Source organism: Pseudomonas sp. AC136, from assembly GCF_979258585.1.
Genome location: NZ_OZ409865.1, coordinates 5040553 through 5056451, shown reverse-complemented (window position 1 = coordinate 5056451; position 15899 = coordinate 5040553). Strand labels below are relative to the sequence as shown.

The window sequence follows — 15899 nt, the reverse complement described above, 5'->3', positions numbered from 1 at the left end:
TTTATTCGCCGACGCTAATGGCCAGGCCTGCGGCGGTCGCAAAAGGTGTCAGGGTAACGGCCAAGGCAGCAAGGCTGGCCATCCACAGCAAGTAACCGATCACTGGTAAGCCCTGCAACGCGGCTTGCAGCGCCCCGCTGCCGAGAATCAGCACGGGGATATAAAGCGGAAGAATCAGCAGCGCCAGTAACAGGCCACCGCGTTTGAGGCCGACGGTGAGCGCCGCACCCACCGCGCCCAACAGGCTGAGCACCGGCGTTCCCAATAATAAAGTGGCGAGCAGCACGGGAATGCAGTGCCCCGGCAAGCCCAGCATCAGCGCCAACAAGGGCGCCAGCAGCACCAGCGCCAGACCGGAAAACAGCCAGTGTGCCAGCACCTTGGCCAATACCAGAAGAGCCAACGGGTGCGGCGAAAGGACCCACTGCTCAAGCGAACCGTCTTCAAAATCGCTGCGAAAAAGCCCGTCCAGCGAGAGCAAAACCGCCAGTAGCGCCGCCACCCAGATCAACCCGGGCGACAGGGTTTGCAGCAGTTGGCTTTCAGGGCCAACGGCCAGCGGGAACAAGGCGATGACAATGGCGAAGAACACTAACGGGTTGGCCAGCTCAGCCGGACGGCGGAACAGCAAGCGCGCCTCGCGGGCAACCAACAAGGTGAAGACGTTGCTCATGGGCGGCGCTGCCCCAGGTCCAATTCGCGGTAACCGCTTGGCCGGTGCGCCAAGGTGTGGTGCGTGGTCAACAGCACCATACCGCCGTGTTCGCAGTGCTCGGCCAAATGGGCTTCGAGTTGGGTGACGCCGGTTTTATCCAGCGCGGTAAACGGTTCGTCGAGGATCCACAACGGTGGTGGGTTCAGGTACAAGCGCGCCAGGGCAACGCGACGCTGCTGGCCGGCAGACAGGGTGTGGCAGGGAACGTCTTCAAAACCGCGCAAACCCACCTGTTCCAGCGCCTGCCAAATGACATCGCGCGTGGCCGGTTGATGCAGGGCGCAGAGCCAGGTGAGGTTTTCTTCAGCGGTAAGCAAACCCTTGATGCCTGCCGCGTGGCCAAGCCATAACAGGTTGCGGGCCAGCTCGTTGCGTTGCGTGGTCAGCGGCTGACCATTGAGCAACACTTCGCCAGCGGTCGGTTGCATCAGCCCGGCGAGCAAGCGCAGCAGGCTGGTTTTGCCGCTGCCATTGGGACCGCTAACTTGCAGCATGTCGCCAGCCGCCAACCGCAGCTCCAACTGTTCGAAAAGCATGCGCCAGTCCCGCTCACAGGCGAGTGCTACAGCTTCGAGGAAGGGGCTCTTCAAGGTTAGGCTGACCTGCGGGCTAAGGGGCCGGAGGAAAATTCCGGACGGGCTGGTTCTGGCGCTGCTTTTGCTATCAAGTCCAGGCAAGCTTGGCCGCTATACTCAGGCAAGCCACTTGCACGGCCGACCCGGACGGGGCGGCATTATACATGTCACGCCCGCCCCTCGAAGCTGGCTTTTTCGACAGGTTGTAAACCGCCGATGAGCGAAATCAGTAGCACTCGCCCACTCTCCCCCGTTGCGCCGACCCCACGCCCGAACACCTCGGTGACCGATGCGGCGGTGAAACTCTTGCAGCCGCTGGGCAACCTGCTGGCGGTAGGCGATAGCACCACCGCCGAAGTGGTCAGCGTGAAAGACCTGGCGCAGAACTTCCAACAAGTGCTGCTCAGGCTGACTGTGAACGGCGGCCAGCAAGCCACCGTGCAGGCAACCACCAGCCAACCGCTGATCCAAGGCAGCACCGTGGCGGTGACGGCGCTTTCCGATACGCGTTTGTCCGTGCTGATGCAGGTGGCCGCTGGCGGCAATCCGCTCACCAGCCTAGATGGCGAGGCCATGCCGCCGGGCACGGTGATTCAAGGCAAGGTCGAGTCCAGCCAACCGTTTGTGCAGCCGCAAACGTTGCAGGTGCTGAATAAAGTGCTGGTCGCCCTGCTCAACACGCCGTTGGCCGGCAGTAAATTGTCGATTGAAACGCCGCTGAACTTGCCCGTCGGCAGCCTGTTGACCGCGCAGGTGCAGAGCAACCAATCGCTGACCTTTCTGCCACTCAGCGGCCGTCTCGATCAACTTGAGCTGGGCCAACAGTTGGGCAGTCAGCAAGCGCGTCAAGGCTCGCTGGAGAATCTGCTGAAATCGCTGCAAGGCCTGAGCGGCAAGGAAGGCCTGCCCGAAGGCATGCGCGGCGCCATCGATAAGTTGCTTGGCTCGCTGCCCGACGGCGCGCAGTTGAGCGATTCCAAAGGCCTGTCGCAAGCGCTGGAAAAGAGCGGCATGTTCCTCGAAGCCAAACTGCTCAGTGGCAACACCGCCGGGCTTTCGCAAGACATGAAAGCCAACCTGCTGCGCCTGATCGCGCAAATTCTGCCGGCACTGCCCAGCGGCGCGGCCATCAACCCGAACAACATCGGCGCCAATCTCGGCCAGGCGTTGCCGGTGTTTCTGCGCAACGCCCTCGGCGCGCTGGGGCAAACCGGCGTTAAGCAGCAAGGACTGACTTTCCCGCTGCCAAGCAAGCTGCAACAGGAAATGGAAAACGAGGGCGACCTGGAAGGCCTGCTCAAACTCGCCGCCGCCGCCGTGGCCCGCTTGCAGACGCATCAACTATCGAGCCTGGCGCAGAGCCAGCTAACGCCGGAAGGCAATCTGCTAACCACTTGGCAGATGGAAATTCCCATGCGCAACGGGCAAGACCTAGTGCCGCTGCAACTGAAAATGCAGCGTGAAGATGCGCAAGAGGAAGAGAAATCGGGCAAGGGCGGCAAGAAAGGTCAGCAGCAGGAGCCGGTGTGGCGCATCGAATTGGCCTTCGACATTCCGCCGCTGGGCCCGCTGCAAGTTCAGGCGCAGCTGGCGCGCGGCAGCCTGACCAGCCAGCTGTGGGCAGAACGGGCCAGCACCGTGAACCTGATCGATAACGAACTGGGCACGCTGCGTGATCGCCTGACCGCTGCCGGCTTGAATGTCGGCGAACTGGCCTGCCAGCAAGGCGTGCCGCCGCAAGGCCCGCGCACCACCCTCGAACAACGCTGGATTGACGAAAAAGCATGAAACGTGAAGCTCCCCGCCAGGCCATTGCGCTCAACTACGACGGCAAGAGCGCACCGAGCCTCACCGCCAAGGGCGACGATGAATTGGCGGAAGCCATTCTGGCCGTGGCTCGGGAATATGAAGTGCCGATTTACGAAAACGCCGAACTGGTGCGCCTGCTCGCGCGCATGGAATTAGGGGATTCGATTCCCGAAGAGCTGTACCGCAGCGTGGCCGAGATCATCGCGTTTGCGTGGTACTTGAAAGGCAAATGCCCGGAAGGGTTTACCCCGGATGATGGCGGCGAGAAAGATGTCACGCCGCAGCGGTTGCTGGATTAACGCGTCCGTCGTAGGAGCCAGCTTGCTGGCGAATCCTGGAAACGGTAATTGCCGAGGTTTGCAGGGTTCGCCAGCAAGCTGGCTCCTACAGCACAGGCGGCTTTAGCGCTTGGCTTGATGCAACTTGCTCACCAGCTCCGCCTCGGCGCGGCTGAGGCCGCAGGATTGGGTGAGGTCGTCGACACTGGCGCCCAGGCCGACTAAACGCGCTGCCTGGGTGAAGGAGAGATTGCTGGGGTCGCGCTGTTCAATCTGGCTGAGTTTGTCTGGAATCGGCGCCAGGGTGCGGCGCAATTCGTAGAGCTCTTCACCCATGCGGATGCTACCGGTGAGGTAGGTGTCCAAACGCTTTTTCAGTTCTTTGATGGCTTGGTCGCGCAGTGCGTCGCGCTGTGCCTGGTGTTCGAACTGACGAGCGAATTCTCGCTGTCGTCCCGCCAGCCAGATGCAGGTGCCGCCCAGCGAGACGCAAGCCAGGGCAAGCACCAACAGCGCGATGTCGAGCATGGGTTAGATGCTCTCCAGTTCGGACCACTCTTCTTCGGACATCATTTTGTCCAGCTCAACCAGAATCAGCAGTTCGCCGTTCTTGTTGCAGACGCCCTGGATGAACTTGGCCGACTCGTCGTTGCCGACGTTAGGCGCGGTTTCCACTTCCGATTGGCGCAGGTAAACCACTTCAGCAACGCTGTCGACCATGATGCCAACCACTTGCTTGTCGGCTTCGATGATGACGATACGGGTGTTGTCGGTAACCGAACCGGAGTCCAGGCCGAAGCGCTGGCGGGTGTCGATCACGGTCACCACGTTGCCGCGCAGGTTGATGATGCCCAGCACGTAGCTAGGGGCACCCGGCACCGGGGCGATTTCGGTGTAGCGCAGCACTTCCTGCACCTGCATCACGTTGATGCCGTAGGTTTCGTTATCCAGACGGAACGTCACCCATTGCAGAATGGGATCTTCGGAACCTTGCGCGGACGTTTTCTTCATATCCCTAGCCTCATCAATGCCACTGTCATGGCGTACGGGTGTAACCCGCCGTTTACTTTAGCGCCCCGATTTGCGGGGCCGTTCAATCGGTTACTGCACGCGACCATCGCTGCCTAAGCGCTTGGCGGCGCCGCTGGCGATCAACTCGGCCAAAACGGCCACATCCACCAACGCACACATATGTTCGATAACGGTACCTGCCAGCCAAGGCCGCTGGCTGCGCTGACTGCGCCACTTGACCTCTTTGGGGTCCAGGCGAATCGAGCGACTGACCTGATGCACCGCCAGGCCCCATTCGTAGCCTTGCACGGAAATCACATACTGCAAGCCCTGGCGGAAATCATCGCGGTAGCGGTCGGGCATCACCCAGCGCGCGGTGTCGAGCACGCGAAGGTTGCCAGCCTGGCACGGGAGGATACCGAGGAACCAGTCGGGCTGGCCAAATAGTGGCGTCAGCTCCTGGCCGACCAGCGGGTAGATCGAGCCCAAACACACCAACGGCACGGCCAGCGTCAGGCCGGCAACGTCGAACAGCAGGCATTCGAACGGCTCTTCGCCCCAGCTCGGCTGACCGTCTAATTTCAACGGCGGCGGCGTTGGCGTCATGTCGGTCTGAATTTGCTGCTCGACCACCGACTCGACCACCGGCGGCGCGAGCACCACAGGTTTTTCGACGACGGGTTTTGCTTCAATCGGTTTTTCCGCGACTGGTTCAGCCTGCTCGACCAGCAAGGTTGGCATCAGCAGTGGCTTGGGCATTTCCAGGGTGGGCAGGACCAGCGTTGGCCGTTCCAGCTTTACCGCAGCAGGTCGAGCAGCCACAGGCGGCGCTTGCAGACGCGCGTCGCGCACCTGTTCTTCCAGCACGGCGGCTTCGAATTCATCGAGGGAAACGGCGTCGGACTCAACCACAACCGGCGCCGGTTTGCTGACGGGCGCTGGCTGCACCGCACGCACGGGTGCGGCAACTGGTGCCGGTGCCGGTGCTGGCGCAACGACGGCAAGGCTCAGCGGCTCAGCGGGAAACGCGTCGGCCAGTTCGGCAGCCGCTTCCTGCAGCAAGCCGTCCAGATAGGACTGCAAGGCCAGCTGCGGGCGATTAGCGGTGGCGGTAGGACGACTCATAGAACAAACCTGGTGAAATGGACTGACTCATATATCGGCAGCATGCGCTGCAGACTTGAGCCAGCCCTGATAGCAAAAATCGCCATGCTATGCGACCTGCGCAGAGAGTTCATGGCTGAGCAAATGCTTGAGCAGCGCGCGATACGCCAGTACACCCCGGCTCTTGTCATCGAATTGTGAAGGCGTCTGCCCGGCCCGACTGGCGTCGCGCAAACGGGTGTCGACCGGAATGTAAGCCGGCCACAGGTGGTCCGGGTAGGCATTGCGCAGGGTGCGCAAGGTGCTTAACGAGGCCTGGGTGCGGCGGTCGAACAGGGTCGGCACGATGGTGTACGGCAGCGCTTGTTTGCGCGAACGGTTGATCATCGCCAGCGTGCTGACCATACGCTCCAAACCTTTCACGGCGAGAAACTCGGTCTGTACCGGAATGGCCAACTGCTGACTGGCGGCCAAGGCATTCACCATCAGCACGCCAAGCAAGGGCGGGCTGTCGATGATGGCGTGGTCGAAGTCATCCCACAGCTGCGCCAGGCTTTTGGCGATTACCAGGCCCAGGCCACTCTGCCCCGGCGACTGACGCTCAAGGGTGGCGAGCGCCGTGCTGGAGGGCATCAGCGAAATAAGCGGATGGCTGGTGGGCAGCAACAATTGCCCCGGCAACCCTTGCGGCACACTGCCTTGGTGCTGGAACAAATCGAATGCGCTGTGCTCCAGCGAATCGGGGTCATGCCCGAAATAGCTCGTCATGGAGCCATGTGGATCGAGATCGACCACAACCACACGCTTGCCCGCATCGGCCAACAGCCCTGCGAGTGCGATGCTTGTGGTGGTCTTGCCGACCCCACCTTTTTGATTGGCTACTGCCCAGACTCTCATGTTCGTTATCCTCCCGGCGCACCAAGGGCTTACCGAGAACAAGCGCCAACCTAAGGGGCCGGCGACGGGGAATTGACAGCACCGCCCGAAGGCGGCTGCACCGCAGGCGGTTGTGCAGGTTGTGTGCCAGCCCGCTCTAACGCGGCGTCGGGCTGTGCATGGCCACTGCCTACACCACTCACACTGCGCCGCACATCCAAGTTGCGTGACACCACCAGAACCACCCGGCGGTTGCGCGCTCTTCCCTCTGCCGTCGCGTTATCCGCGATTGGCTGAAACTCTCCATAACCGACCGCTGCCAGGCGCCCGGCGTTAACGCCATCCATGGCCATCATTCTTACAATGCTAGCTGCCCGCGCCGTAGACAACTCCCAGTTCGTAGGAAATTGCGCGGTCTTGATCGGAAGGTTATCTGTGAACCCTTCCACATGAATCGGATTCTCGTAAGGCGCCAGAATTTTGGCAACTTTTTCAATGATGGTGAAGGCGGTGTCGTTGGGTATCGCGTCGCCGCTGGGAAACAGCAGGCTTGAGTTCAGCTCGATTTCAATCCACAACTCGTTGCCACGCACCTTCAATTCATCGCTTTTGATCAGGTCGCCAAATGCCGTTTTTACCGCGTCGCTGATTTCTTGCAGGGCCTTGCTCGGGTCTTCGCCGTGGGCTTCGTCTTGGTCCTGCATCTTTTCCGGCTCGGTGGTCAGCGGCCGCTCTTCGCCGACCGGAATCGGTTTGACGGCGCGGTCCGGCTGATTGAAGACGCCCACCAGCGTGTCGGAAAGAATTTTGTACTTGCCTTCGTTGATCGACGAAATCGAATACATCACCACAAAAAAGGCGAACAGCAGCGTAATGAAGTCGGCGTAGGACACCAGCCAACGTTCATGATTTTCGTGTTCTTCCTGATGCCGCCGACGCGCCATAGTGAGCCCGACCTTTAGTCCATGAAGCCTTGCAGCTTGAGCTCGATGGAGCGCGGATTCTCACCCTCGGCAATCGAGAGAATGCCTTCCAGGAGCATTTCCCGGTAACGCGACTGACGTAAGGCGATGGCTTTGAGCTTGTTGCCCACGGGTAGAAAAAACAGGTTGGCCAACGCCACGCCGTAGATGGTGGCGACAAACGCCACGGCGATGCCGCTGCCCAGCATGCTCGGGTCGGCCAGGTTGCCCATCACATGAATCAGGCCCATGACCGCGCCGATGATGCCGATGGTGGGCGAGTAGCCGCCCATGCTGTCGAACACCTTGGCGGCTTGAATATCGCGGCCTTCCTGGGTGTAGAGATCGACTTCGAGAATGCTGCGAATGGCTTCGGGCTCGGCGCCGTCCACCAGCAATTGCAAACCTTTGCGGGCGTAAGGGTCAGCCTCGACGTCAGCGACCGCTTCCAGACCGAGCAGGCCTTCCTTTCGCGCCGTCATGCTCCAACCCACCACGCGGCTGATGCCGCCAGCCAGGTCGATGCGCGGCGGGAAGAAAATCCAGCGCACCACGGCCAGCGAACGCTTGAACACCGACATCGGCGTTTGCAGAAACGCCGCGCCCAAGGTGCCGCCCACCACAATCAGAAAAGCCGGGCCATTGACCAGTGCGCCGACGTGGCCGCCTTCCAGGTAGTTGCCCCCCAGAATGGCAACGAACGCCAAAATCACCCCGATAAGGCTAAGTACATCCATCAGACACAGGCCTCCACCAGGTGTCGACCGATGTCATCAAGGCTGTAAACCGCGTCTGCGAGGTTGGCTTTCACGATGGCCATGGGCATGCCGTAAATCACGCAACTGGCTTCGTCTTGTGCCCACACCTGGCTTCCGCCCTGCTTGAGCAGGCGCGCGCCTTCGCGACCGTCGGCGCCCATGCCGGTGAGCACCACGGCGAGCACTTTGTCGCCATAGGCTTTAGAGGCGGAGCCGAAGGTGATGTCTACGCAGGGGCGATAGTTAAGGCGCTCGTCGCCCGGCAGGATTTTCACCGTGCCACGGCCGTCGACCATCATCTGTTTGCCGCCGGGTGCCAGCAAGGCCAGGCCGGGGCGCAATTGATCGCCGTCTTCCGCTTCTTTCACGCTGATTTTGCACAGTTTGTCCAAGCGCTCGGCAAACGCCTTGGTGAAGGCGGCCGGCATGTGCTGAATAAGCACGATGGGCGCGGGAAAGTTGGCCGGCAGCTGGGTCAGTACCCGTTGCAGCGCAACCGGGCCGCCGGTCGAGGTGCCGATGGCCAACAGCTTGTAAGCCTTGCGCTTGGGCGCTGCGCTAGAGCTGGCAGCAGGCGCTGCAGCAGCCGGCCGTGGCGCAACTGGCGCGGGGCGCGCAGGCGTGCTGCTGGTGGCGGTGCTGGTGGCGGTGCTGGAAGAGCTGGCGGCAGGCGCATGACTGGGCGCAGGTGCCGGCGCGGCAGCAGGCATACCGCTGTAGCGGCGGTTGCTGCGGGCGATGGTATGCACCTTCTCGCACAGCAGTTGTTTGACTTTCTCGGGATTGCGCGAGATGTCTTCGAAGTTCTTCGGCAGGAAATCAACCGCACCGGCATCCAGCGCATCGAGCGTGACACGCGCGCCTTCGTGGGTGAGCGAGGAGAACATCAGTACCGGAGTGGGACAGCGCTGCATGATGTGACGCACGGCCGTAATGCCATCCATCATCGGCATTTCGTAGTCCATGGTGATCACGTCAGGCTTGAGGGCCAGGGCCTGATCGATCGCTTCGCGACCATTGGTGGCAGTGCCAACGACCTGGATATTCGAGTCGGCGGAGAGAATCTCCGAGACACGCCGGCGGAAAAAGCCGGAATCGTCCACCACCAGAACCTTAACTGCCATAACCGCTCCTTTGAACCCGCCCGAGGCCCGGTTGGGCCGTCGCGCTTGGTGCTGCGCAAGCAGGCGGAGCGCTTATTTACGTCCCGTAAATGCCACGCTCCATGCCTTATCTACGCTGAGTGACACACCGCATCAGATGCGGCGTGCGTAACGCTTGAGCATGCTCGGCACATCCAGAATCAGGGCAATGCGCCCATCACCTGTAATGGTGGCCCCGGACATTCCCGGAGTGCCTTGGAGCATCTTGCCCAGCGGCTTGATCACGACTTCTTCCTGGCCCACCAACTGATCGACGACAAAGCCGATACGCTGCGTGCCCACCGACAGAATCACTACATGGCCTTCATGCTGCTCTTCGTGCTGGGCGCTGCTGATGAGCCAGCGCTTGAGGTAGAACAGCGGCAAAGCTTTGTCCCGCACAATCACCACTTCCTGACCGTCGACCACGTTGGTGCGCGACAGGTCGAGGTGGAAGATTTCGTTGACGTTAACCAGCGGGAACGCAAACGCCTGGTTGCCGAGCATGACCATCAAGGTCGGCATGATCGCCAAGGTCAGCGGCACCTTGATGACGATTTTGGTGCCTTGGCCTTTGGCCGAGTAAATGTTGATGATGCCGTTGAGCTGGGAAATCTTGGTTTTCACCACGTCCATGCCCACGCCACGGCCCGACACGTCGGAAATCTCGGTTTTGGTCGAGAAGCCCGGCGCGAAAATCAGGTTGTAGCATTCGGCTTCGCTGAGGCGGTCGGCGGCGTCTTTATCGAGCACGCCCTTCTCCACCGCTTTGGCGCGCAAGACGTCGGGGTCCATGCCGTTGCCGTCGTCCGAAATCGACAGCAGGATGTGGTCGCCCTCTTGCTGCGCCGACAGCACGATTTTGCCGCCACGGCTTTTGCCGGCGGCTTCGCGTTTTTCCGGCGACTCGATGCCGTGGTCGACCGAGTTGCGCACCAAGTGAACCAACGGGTCGGCCAGTGCCTCAACCAGGTTTTTGTCGAGGTCGGTTTCTTCACCGACCAGCTCCAGGTTGATTTCTTTCTTAAGGCTACGGGCCAGATCGCGAACCAGACGTGGGAAGCGCCCGAACACTTTCTTGATGGGCTGCATGCGGGTTTTCATCACCGCGGTTTGCAGATCCGCCGTGACCACGTCGAGGTTGGATACGGCCTTGGACATGTTCTCGTCGCCGCTGTTAAGCCCCAGGCGCACCAGACGGTTACGCACCAGCACCAACTCGCCGACCATGTTCATGATTTCGTCCAACCGCGCGGTGTCGACGCGCACGGTGGTTTCCGCTTCGGCAGCTGGGCCGGCTTTATCAGCGGCAGCAGCAGCGGGCGCAGGGGCCGGCGCAGCGGCAGGTTTAGCCGGGGCGGCAGGTTTGGCCGGCTCGGCTTTCGCGGCAGGCTTGGGCGCAGGTGCAGCGGCTTTCGCCGGCGCGGCGGCGGCCGGCACTGGCGCCTGGGCAGCGGGTTCTACGAATTTGCCTTGGCCGTGCAGTTGATCCAGCAAGGCTTCGAATTCGTCGTCGGTAATGTTGTCGCCAGCGCCACTCGCCGCCGGCGTTGCCGCTGCTACTGGCGCGGCGGGTGCTTGCGGTTCAGCGACGGGCTCAACAAATTTGCCTTTGCCATGCAACTGGTCCAGCAGCGCTTCAAATTCGTCGTCGGTAATTTCATCGCCACCACCGGCAGCAGCCGGGGCTGCACTGGCAGGCGGTGCGCTAACCGGCGCAGCGGGCGCGGCCGGGGCAACAGCGAACTGGCCCTTGCCGTGCAACTGGTCGAGCAGCGATTCGAATTCGTCGTCGGTAATTTCATCACCGCTGGCAGCTGCCACGGGCGCTTTGGGCTCGTCGTGCAGGGCATCGAGCAACTGCTCGAATTCGCTGTCGGTGATATCGCCAGAGGCCTCTGCCGCAACGGGCGCCTCGGCAACGTCGGGTTCGGGTTCAGCCTCTGGTTCGGCAGTCGCACCGGCCAATTCTGCGGCGCTCTGCGGCTCGGCCAAACGCGCCAGCGCCGCCAACAGCTCTGGCGTAGCCGGTGTCGGCGTGGTGCGTTCGCGCACTTCAGAAAACATGCCGTTGACGGCATCAAGAGCTTCGAGAACGACGTCCATCAATTCCGAGTCAACGCGCCGCTCACCCTTGCGCAGGATGTCGAACACGTTTTCGGCAATGTGGCAGCACTCCACCAGCTCATTGAGCTGGAGGAAGCCGGCGCCACCTTTGACGGTGTGGAATCCGCGGAAAATCGCATTGAGCAGATTGGAATCATCCGGGCGGCTTTCCAGCTCGACCAATTGTTCCGATAACTGCTCAAGAATTTCGCCGGCCTCTACCAGGAAGTCCTGGAGGATTTCTTCATCGGCGCCGAAGCTCATCTGTGTGCTCCCTAGAATCCCAAGCTTGATAGCAGATCGTCCACGTCGTCCTGATTGGAAGCGACGTCTTCACGCTTATCGGCATGAATCTGCGGACCTTCACCATGAGAAGGCTCTTTTTGTTGTTCTTGCTCGGCGCGCAGCACGGCATGGTCGTGCTCGATACCTGCGAAACGGTCCACTTGGCTGGCCATAAGCACCAGTTTCAGCAGGTTGCTTTCCACTTCGGTAACCAGTTGCGTAACGCGCTTGATCACCTGACCGGTGAGGTCCTGGTAATCCTGGGCGAGCAAAATGTCGTTGAGGTGCCCCGACAATTTGCTGCTGTCACGTTCGCTTCGGGCGAGAAACAGTTCGATGCGTTTGGCCAATTCGCGGAACGCTTCGGCACCCAACTCGCGGCGCATAAAGCGACCCCAGTCGGCGCCCAGCGCAGTGGCTTCATCGTTGAGATCGTTAACCAGCGGCGCACTCTGCTCCACCAGATCCATGGTGCGATTGGCCGCTTTCTCGGTCATCGTCACGACATAGTTCAGGCGTTCGGTGGCATCGGTGATTTGCGACACTTCCTTGGCATGTGGAACGCGTGGGTCAAGTTGGAAGTTGACGATGGCGTTGTGCAGCTCACGCGTCAGTTTTCCCACTTCGTGGTAAAGACCACGATCACGCACTTTGTTGAGCTCATGAATGAGCTGCACCGCTTCGCCAAAATTACCTTTTTCAAGGCTATCAACGAGCTCGCGGGCATTGGATTTTAGGGACGACTCAAGGTCGCCCATGGGTAGATCGTCGTGCGCCATATTGCCCCCACGGCCGGGATCAGCCGTTAACACGCTCGAAGATTTTTTCGATCTTCTCTTTCAGCACTTGAGCTGTGAACGGCTTCACTACGTAGCCATTCACCCCGGCCTGCGCCGCTTCGATAATCTGATCGCGCTTGGCCTCGGCGGTCACCATCAGCACCGGCAGGTGCTTGAGACGGTCATCGGCGCGAACCGCACGCAACAGGTCGATACCGGTCATACCCGGCATGTTCCAGTCAGTGACGAGAAAGTCGAAGCTGCCGCTTTGCAGCATGGGTAAAGCGGTGGTTCCGTCATCAGCCTCAGCGGTGTTGGTGAATCCCAAGTCACGCAAGAGGTTCTTGATGATCCGTCGCATCGTTGAGAAGTCGTCAACGATGAGGATTTTCATGTTTTTGTCCAAGTCGACCTCCGTACAGTCCTAAACGCACCCAGCACCTGGATGCGCGTTGAATCGAGAAACTGGCAGTGCCGCTCAGCTAGCGCGCCACTCGCTCAAGCGTGCACGCAAACGAGCGGCACACTGGCTATGCAACTGGCTGACCCGCGATTCGCTGACCCCCAGCACTTCGCCAATTTCCTTGAGATTCAGTTCTTCGTCGTAATACAGCGACAACACCAACTGTTCACGTTCAGGCAGTCCAGAGATGGCCGCCGCCAATGCCGATTGGAAGCGTTCATCTTCCAGATCGCGCGAAGGCTCGAAGTGGGTAATGCCAGCGTCTTCACGCAGACCTGTGTGCTCGCCGTCCTGAAGAAGGTCGTCGAAACTGAACAAGCGGCTGCCCAAAGTGTCGCCAAGAATGCCGTAGTAATCCTCGAGACTCAATTGGAGTTCGGCCGCAACTTCTTGATCTTTAGCGTCTCTACCCGTTCGGGCTTCAATTTTTCGGATTGCGTCACTGACCATGCGACTGTTGCGGTGCACCGAACGCGGTGCCCAATCGCCCTTGCGTACCTCATCCAGCATAGATCCACGTATGCGAATGCCGGCGAAAGTTTCAAAACTGGCGCCTTTGCTGGAGTCGTATTTCTTTGACGCTTCAAGCAGACCGATCATGCCGGCCTGGATCAGATCTTCCACCTGCACGCTTGCCGGCAAACGTGCCAGCAAGTGGTAGGCGATGCGTTTGACCAGAGGCGCGTAACGCTCGATCAACTGGTGCTGGGAGTCCTGCGCCTGTGCCTTGCTATACATACGGAGCCCATTGCCTGATGTCATACGGCCGTATCAGCAAGCGGTTGCTGGACCAGACGCTCCACGAAGAACTCCAAGTGCCCACGCGGATTGGCTGGTAACGGCCAGGTGTCGACCTTCTGCGCGATGGCCTTGAATGCCAGCGCGCACTTGGAGCGAGGGAAGGCCTCATAAACTGCGCGTTGCTTCTGTACCGCCTTGCGTACCGACTCGTCGTAAGGCACAGCGCCGACGTATTGCAAGGCGACGTCGAGGAAACGATCAGTCACTTTGGTCAGCTTAGCAAAGAGGTTGCGACCTTCCTGTGGGCTGTGCGCCATATTGGCGAGTACGCGGAAACGGCTCATGCCGTGGTCGCGGTTCAGCAGTTTGATCAGGGCGTAGGCGTCGGTGATGGAAGTGGGCTCATCGCACACCACCACAATCACTTCCTGGGCCGCGCGCACAAAGCTCACCACCGCATCGCCGATACCGGCGGCGGTGTCGATCACCAATACGTCGAGGTTGTCACTGATGTCGCTGAACGCCTGAATCAGGCCAGCGTGTTGCATGGGCGTGAGCTGCACCATGCTTTGCGTGCCAGAGGCTGCCGGCACGATGCGGATGCCGCCCGGCCCTTGCAGCAGCACGTCGCGCAGTTCGCATTCGCCACTGATGACGTCGGCCAGGGTGCGCTTGGCCGACAGGCCCAACAGCACGTCGACGTTAGCCAGGCCCAGGTCGGCGTCCATCAGCATCACACGCCGACCGAGGTCAGCCAGGGCCAGGGAAAGATTGACCGATACATTGGTCTTGCCGACGCCACCCTTGCCGCCAGTCACCGCGATCACCTGTACGGGATGCATACCCATGTTATCTACACACCTTGTCTAGCTCGACTGAGGCCACTTGGCTGATTACGTTCAGGCCCGGCACCGGGCCCACCTGAACGACTAAATTTCGTTACTGCCTTGCTCTACAGCGAATCAGCCTGCGCGACGCGCCGGGTTCTGGTACAGCCCGGCGAACATGTCGGCCATGGCGTCTTCGCTGGGCTCCTGAGGCGCCTGCAAACTCACGGCGCGGCTCACCAACTGATGACTGCGTGGAACGTGCAAGTCATCTGGAATGCGCGGACCGTCTGCCAGATAGGCTACCGGTAGATGCTGGCTTATAGCCAGACTTAAAACCTCGCCCAAACTGGTCGCTTCATCGGCCTTGGTAAGAATACAGCCAGTCAGACCGCAACGCTTATAGCTATGGTAGGCCGCCTTGAGCACTTGGCTCTGGCTGGTAGCGGCCAGCACCAGATAATTTTTCGATTTGACCCCACGACCCGCCAAGGTTTCCAACTGCATGTGCAGCGCCGGATCATTGCCCGGCAAGCCAGCGGTATCGATCAGCACCACACGCTTGCGCGCCAACGGCTCCAGCGCTTGGGTCAACGAGGTACCGGGGTCCACCTGGGTCACTGACACATTAAGAATGCGGCCCAAGGTTTTCAGCTGTTCCTGAGCACCGATGCGGTAGCTGTCCATGCTCACCAGCGCCACGTGTTGCGCGCCGTATTTCAAAACATAACGCGCCGCCATTTTTGCCAGTGTAGTGGTTTTACCCATACCAGCCGGGCCAACCAGCGCGATCACCCCGCCCTCTTCCAGCGGCTCGACTTTCGGCGTTTTGATCGCGTGTGCCAGGTGCGCAAGAATCATGCGCCAGGCCTGACGCTGCTCGGACACGGCAGACACCCGTTCCAACAACACGCGCGACAATTCTGCCGGCAAGCCCATGCGTTGCAGACGACGCCACAGCGCAGCCTGTTGCGGACGGCGACTTTGCATCTGACCCCAGGCCATCGAGCCCAGTTGCACTTCAATCAGCTCGCGCAGGCCGTTCAATTCGAAACGCATGGCATCAAGGCTGCGCTGGTCGGTTGCCACCGCCTTCGCAGGTTCTGGCGCAGGCGCGGCAGCCGGTTTTGGCCGCTCTGGGCGCACGAACGAGGCCGGCAATTCTGGCGCAACGATCGATTCATTGGCGAACAACTGGCCGTCTTTCATTTTTTCGCCGGCCACACGGGTCGCCAGATCGGCTTGCGCCGACACCAGCATCGACTGCGTGCGACGCAGCTCGTTCTCAAGCTCAGGGTTCGGCTGGCGGGCAGGCATCACCGGCGCCTGGTAGTCCAGGGCCGCGGTCAGTTCCACGCCTCCGGCGACACGGCGCGTGCCGATGATGGACGCATCGGCGCCCAGCTCATCGCGAACCAACTTCATGACTTGACGCATATCGGCGGCGAAAAAGCGTTTAACTTGCATG

General features: G+C 60.6%; 17 protein-coding genes. 2 read left to right on the top strand and 15 right to left on the bottom strand.

Features of this window, described 5'->3' with window-relative positions; genetic code table 11:
* Position 1: 1 nt before the first annotated feature.
* Both ccmB and ccmA read right to left on the bottom strand, forming a co-directional pair.
* Positions 2-673: a heme exporter protein CcmB gene (gene ccmB / locus ACZZZU_RS22685; protein ID WP_122496998.1), complete on the bottom strand. Its 672-nt coding sequence runs from the start codon at positions 671-673 to the stop codon at positions 2-4.
* Positions 670-1305, bottom strand: coding sequence for a cytochrome c biogenesis heme-transporting ATPase CcmA (gene ccmA, locus ACZZZU_RS22680; RefSeq protein WP_122496996.1), 636 nt, complete (start codon positions 1303-1305; stop codon positions 670-672). The genes ccmB and ccmA overlap by 4 nt, the downstream gene beginning before the upstream one ends.
* A 201-nt stretch (positions 1306-1506) precedes the next feature.
* Here ccmA and fliK point away from each other — a divergent pair, with 201 nt between their 5' ends.
* Together fliK and ACZZZU_RS22670 are read left to right on the top strand one after the other, a co-directional pair.
* Positions 1507-3078 carry a flagellar hook-length control protein FliK gene (fliK, locus tag ACZZZU_RS22675; RefSeq protein ID WP_463551868.1) on the top strand — a complete coding sequence of 524 codons (1572 nt, stop codon included), beginning with the start codon at positions 1507-1509 and terminating at the stop codon, positions 3076-3078.
* Positions 3075-3398 (top strand): EscU/YscU/HrcU family type III secretion system export apparatus switch protein, encoded by a 324-nt coding sequence (locus ACZZZU_RS22670; protein ID WP_122496992.1) that lies wholly within the window; start codon positions 3075-3077, stop codon positions 3396-3398. Before fliK ends, ACZZZU_RS22670 begins: the two co-directional genes overlap by 4 nt.
* A 102-nt stretch (positions 3399-3500) precedes the next feature.
* Here the strand turns inward: ACZZZU_RS22670 and ACZZZU_RS22665 are convergent, their stop codons facing one another.
* The 13 genes from ACZZZU_RS22665 to flhF all read right to left on the bottom strand — a co-directional run bounded on the left by ACZZZU_RS22665 (position 3501) and on the right by flhF (position 15898).
* Positions 3501-3905: a DUF2802 domain-containing protein gene (locus tag ACZZZU_RS22665; protein ID WP_122451110.1), complete on the bottom strand. Its 405-nt coding sequence runs from the start codon at positions 3903-3905 to the stop codon at positions 3501-3503.
* A 3-nt stretch (positions 3906-3908) separates the two neighbouring features.
* Positions 3909-4388 carry a chemotaxis protein CheW gene (locus ACZZZU_RS22660; RefSeq protein WP_122451109.1) on the bottom strand — a complete coding sequence of 160 codons (480 nt, stop codon included), beginning with the start codon at positions 4386-4388 and terminating at the stop codon, positions 3909-3911.
* A 90-nt stretch (positions 4389-4478) separates the two neighbouring features.
* The gene (locus ACZZZU_RS22655; protein WP_463551867.1) at positions 4479-5513 is read right to left on the bottom strand and encodes a CheW domain-containing protein; all 1035 of its coding nucleotides are present in this window, start codon (positions 5511-5513) and stop codon (positions 4479-4481) included.
* Between the two features lie 87 nt (positions 5514-5600).
* Positions 5601-6389 (bottom strand): ParA family protein, encoded by a 789-nt coding sequence (locus tag ACZZZU_RS22650; RefSeq protein ID WP_122496990.1) that lies wholly within the window; start codon positions 6387-6389, stop codon positions 5601-5603.
* Positions 6390-6439: 50 nt separating this feature from the next.
* Positions 6440-7312, bottom strand: a complete 873-nt coding sequence (gene motD, locus ACZZZU_RS22645; RefSeq protein ID WP_463382286.1) for a flagellar motor protein MotD — start codon at positions 7310-7312, stop codon at positions 6440-6442.
* Positions 7313-7326: 14 nt separating this feature from the next.
* A complete protein-coding gene (locus ACZZZU_RS22640) occupies positions 7327-8067 on the bottom strand; it encodes a flagellar motor protein (RefSeq protein ID WP_463551866.1) in 741 nt (246 codons plus the stop codon).
* Positions 8067-9212 (bottom strand): protein-glutamate methylesterase/protein-glutamine glutaminase, encoded by a 1146-nt coding sequence (locus ACZZZU_RS22635; RefSeq protein WP_463551865.1) that lies wholly within the window; start codon positions 9210-9212, stop codon positions 8067-8069. The genes ACZZZU_RS22640 and ACZZZU_RS22635 overlap by 1 nt, the downstream gene beginning before the upstream one ends.
* A 132-nt stretch (positions 9213-9344) precedes the next feature.
* Complete coding sequence (locus ACZZZU_RS22630) at positions 9345-11600, bottom strand: chemotaxis protein CheA (RefSeq protein ID WP_463551864.1); 2256 nt, start codon at positions 11598-11600, stop codon at positions 9345-9347.
* Between the two features lie 11 nt (positions 11601-11611).
* On the bottom strand, positions 11612-12400 hold the full coding sequence (locus ACZZZU_RS22625; protein WP_122496980.1) for a protein phosphatase CheZ: 789 nt from the start codon (positions 12398-12400) through the stop codon (positions 11612-11614).
* A 19-nt stretch (positions 12401-12419) separates the two neighbouring features.
* Complete coding sequence (locus ACZZZU_RS22620) at positions 12420-12794, bottom strand: chemotaxis response regulator CheY (protein WP_176947307.1); 375 nt, start codon at positions 12792-12794, stop codon at positions 12420-12422.
* A gap of 84 nt (positions 12795-12878) precedes the next feature.
* The gene (gene fliA, locus ACZZZU_RS22615; protein WP_162998629.1) at positions 12879-13625 is read right to left on the bottom strand and encodes an RNA polymerase sigma factor FliA; all 747 of its coding nucleotides are present in this window, start codon (positions 13623-13625) and stop codon (positions 12879-12881) included.
* The gene (fleN, locus tag ACZZZU_RS22610) at positions 13622-14452 is read right to left on the bottom strand and encodes a flagellar synthesis regulator FleN (RefSeq protein WP_108097029.1); all 831 of its coding nucleotides are present in this window, start codon (positions 14450-14452) and stop codon (positions 13622-13624) included. Before fleN ends, fliA begins: the two co-directional genes overlap by 4 nt.
* Positions 14453-14566: 114 nt before the next feature.
* Positions 14567-15898 carry a flagellar biosynthesis protein FlhF gene (flhF, locus tag ACZZZU_RS22605; protein WP_463382283.1) on the bottom strand — a complete coding sequence of 444 codons (1332 nt, stop codon included), beginning with the start codon at positions 15896-15898 and terminating at the stop codon, positions 14567-14569.
* Between the last annotated feature and the right edge of the window lies 1 nt (position 15899).

What these genes read in the sequence shown, in the direction of transcription:
- ccmB (WP_122496998.1), bottom strand. Translation starts at nt 673, where the DNA reads ATGAGCAACGTCTTCACCTTGTTGGTTGCCCGCGAGGCGCGCTTGCTG.
- fliK (WP_463551868.1), top strand. Translation starts at nt 1,507, where the DNA reads ATGAGCGAAATCAGTAGCACTCGCCCACTCTCCCCCGTTGCGCCGACC.
- ACZZZU_RS22670 (WP_122496992.1), top strand. Translation starts at nt 3,075, where the DNA reads ATGAAACGTGAAGCTCCCCGCCAGGCCATTGCGCTCAACTACGACGGC.
- ACZZZU_RS22665 (WP_122451110.1), bottom strand. Translation starts at nt 3,905, where the DNA reads ATGCTCGACATCGCGCTGTTGGTGCTTGCCCTGGCTTGCGTCTCGCTG.
- ACZZZU_RS22660 (WP_122451109.1), bottom strand. Translation starts at nt 4,388, where the DNA reads ATGAAGAAAACGTCCGCGCAAGGTTCCGAAGATCCCATTCTGCAATGG.
- ACZZZU_RS22655 (WP_463551867.1), bottom strand. Translation starts at nt 5,513, where the DNA reads ATGAGTCGTCCTACCGCCACCGCTAATCGCCCGCAGCTGGCCTTGCAG.
- ACZZZU_RS22650 (WP_122496990.1), bottom strand. Translation starts at nt 6,389, where the DNA reads ATGAGAGTCTGGGCAGTAGCCAATCAAAAAGGTGGGGTCGGCAAGACC.
- motD (WP_463382286.1), bottom strand. Translation starts at nt 7,312, where the DNA reads ATGGCGCGTCGGCGGCATCAGGAAGAACACGAAAATCATGAACGTTGG.
- ACZZZU_RS22640 (WP_463551866.1), bottom strand. Translation starts at nt 8,067, where the DNA reads ATGGATGTACTTAGCCTTATCGGGGTGATTTTGGCGTTCGTTGCCATT.
- ACZZZU_RS22635 (WP_463551865.1), bottom strand. Translation starts at nt 9,212, where the DNA reads ATGGCAGTTAAGGTTCTGGTGGTGGACGATTCCGGCTTTTTCCGCCGG.
- ACZZZU_RS22630 (WP_463551864.1), bottom strand. Translation starts at nt 11,600, where the DNA reads ATGAGCTTCGGCGCCGATGAAGAAATCCTCCAGGACTTCCTGGTAGAG.
- ACZZZU_RS22625 (WP_122496980.1), bottom strand. Translation starts at nt 12,400, where the DNA reads ATGGCGCACGACGATCTACCCATGGGCGACCTTGAGTCGTCCCTAAAA.
- ACZZZU_RS22620 (WP_176947307.1), bottom strand. Translation starts at nt 12,794, where the DNA reads ATGAAAATCCTCATCGTTGACGACTTCTCAACGATGCGACGGATCATC.
- fliA (WP_162998629.1), bottom strand. Translation starts at nt 13,625, where the DNA reads ATGACATCAGGCAATGGGCTCCGTATGTATAGCAAGGCACAGGCGCAG.
- fleN (WP_108097029.1), bottom strand. Translation starts at nt 14,452, where the DNA reads ATGGGTATGCATCCCGTACAGGTGATCGCGGTGACTGGCGGCAAGGGT.
- flhF (WP_463382283.1), bottom strand. Translation starts at nt 15,898, where the DNA reads ATGCAAGTTAAACGCTTTTTCGCCGCCGATATGCGTCAAGTCATGAAG.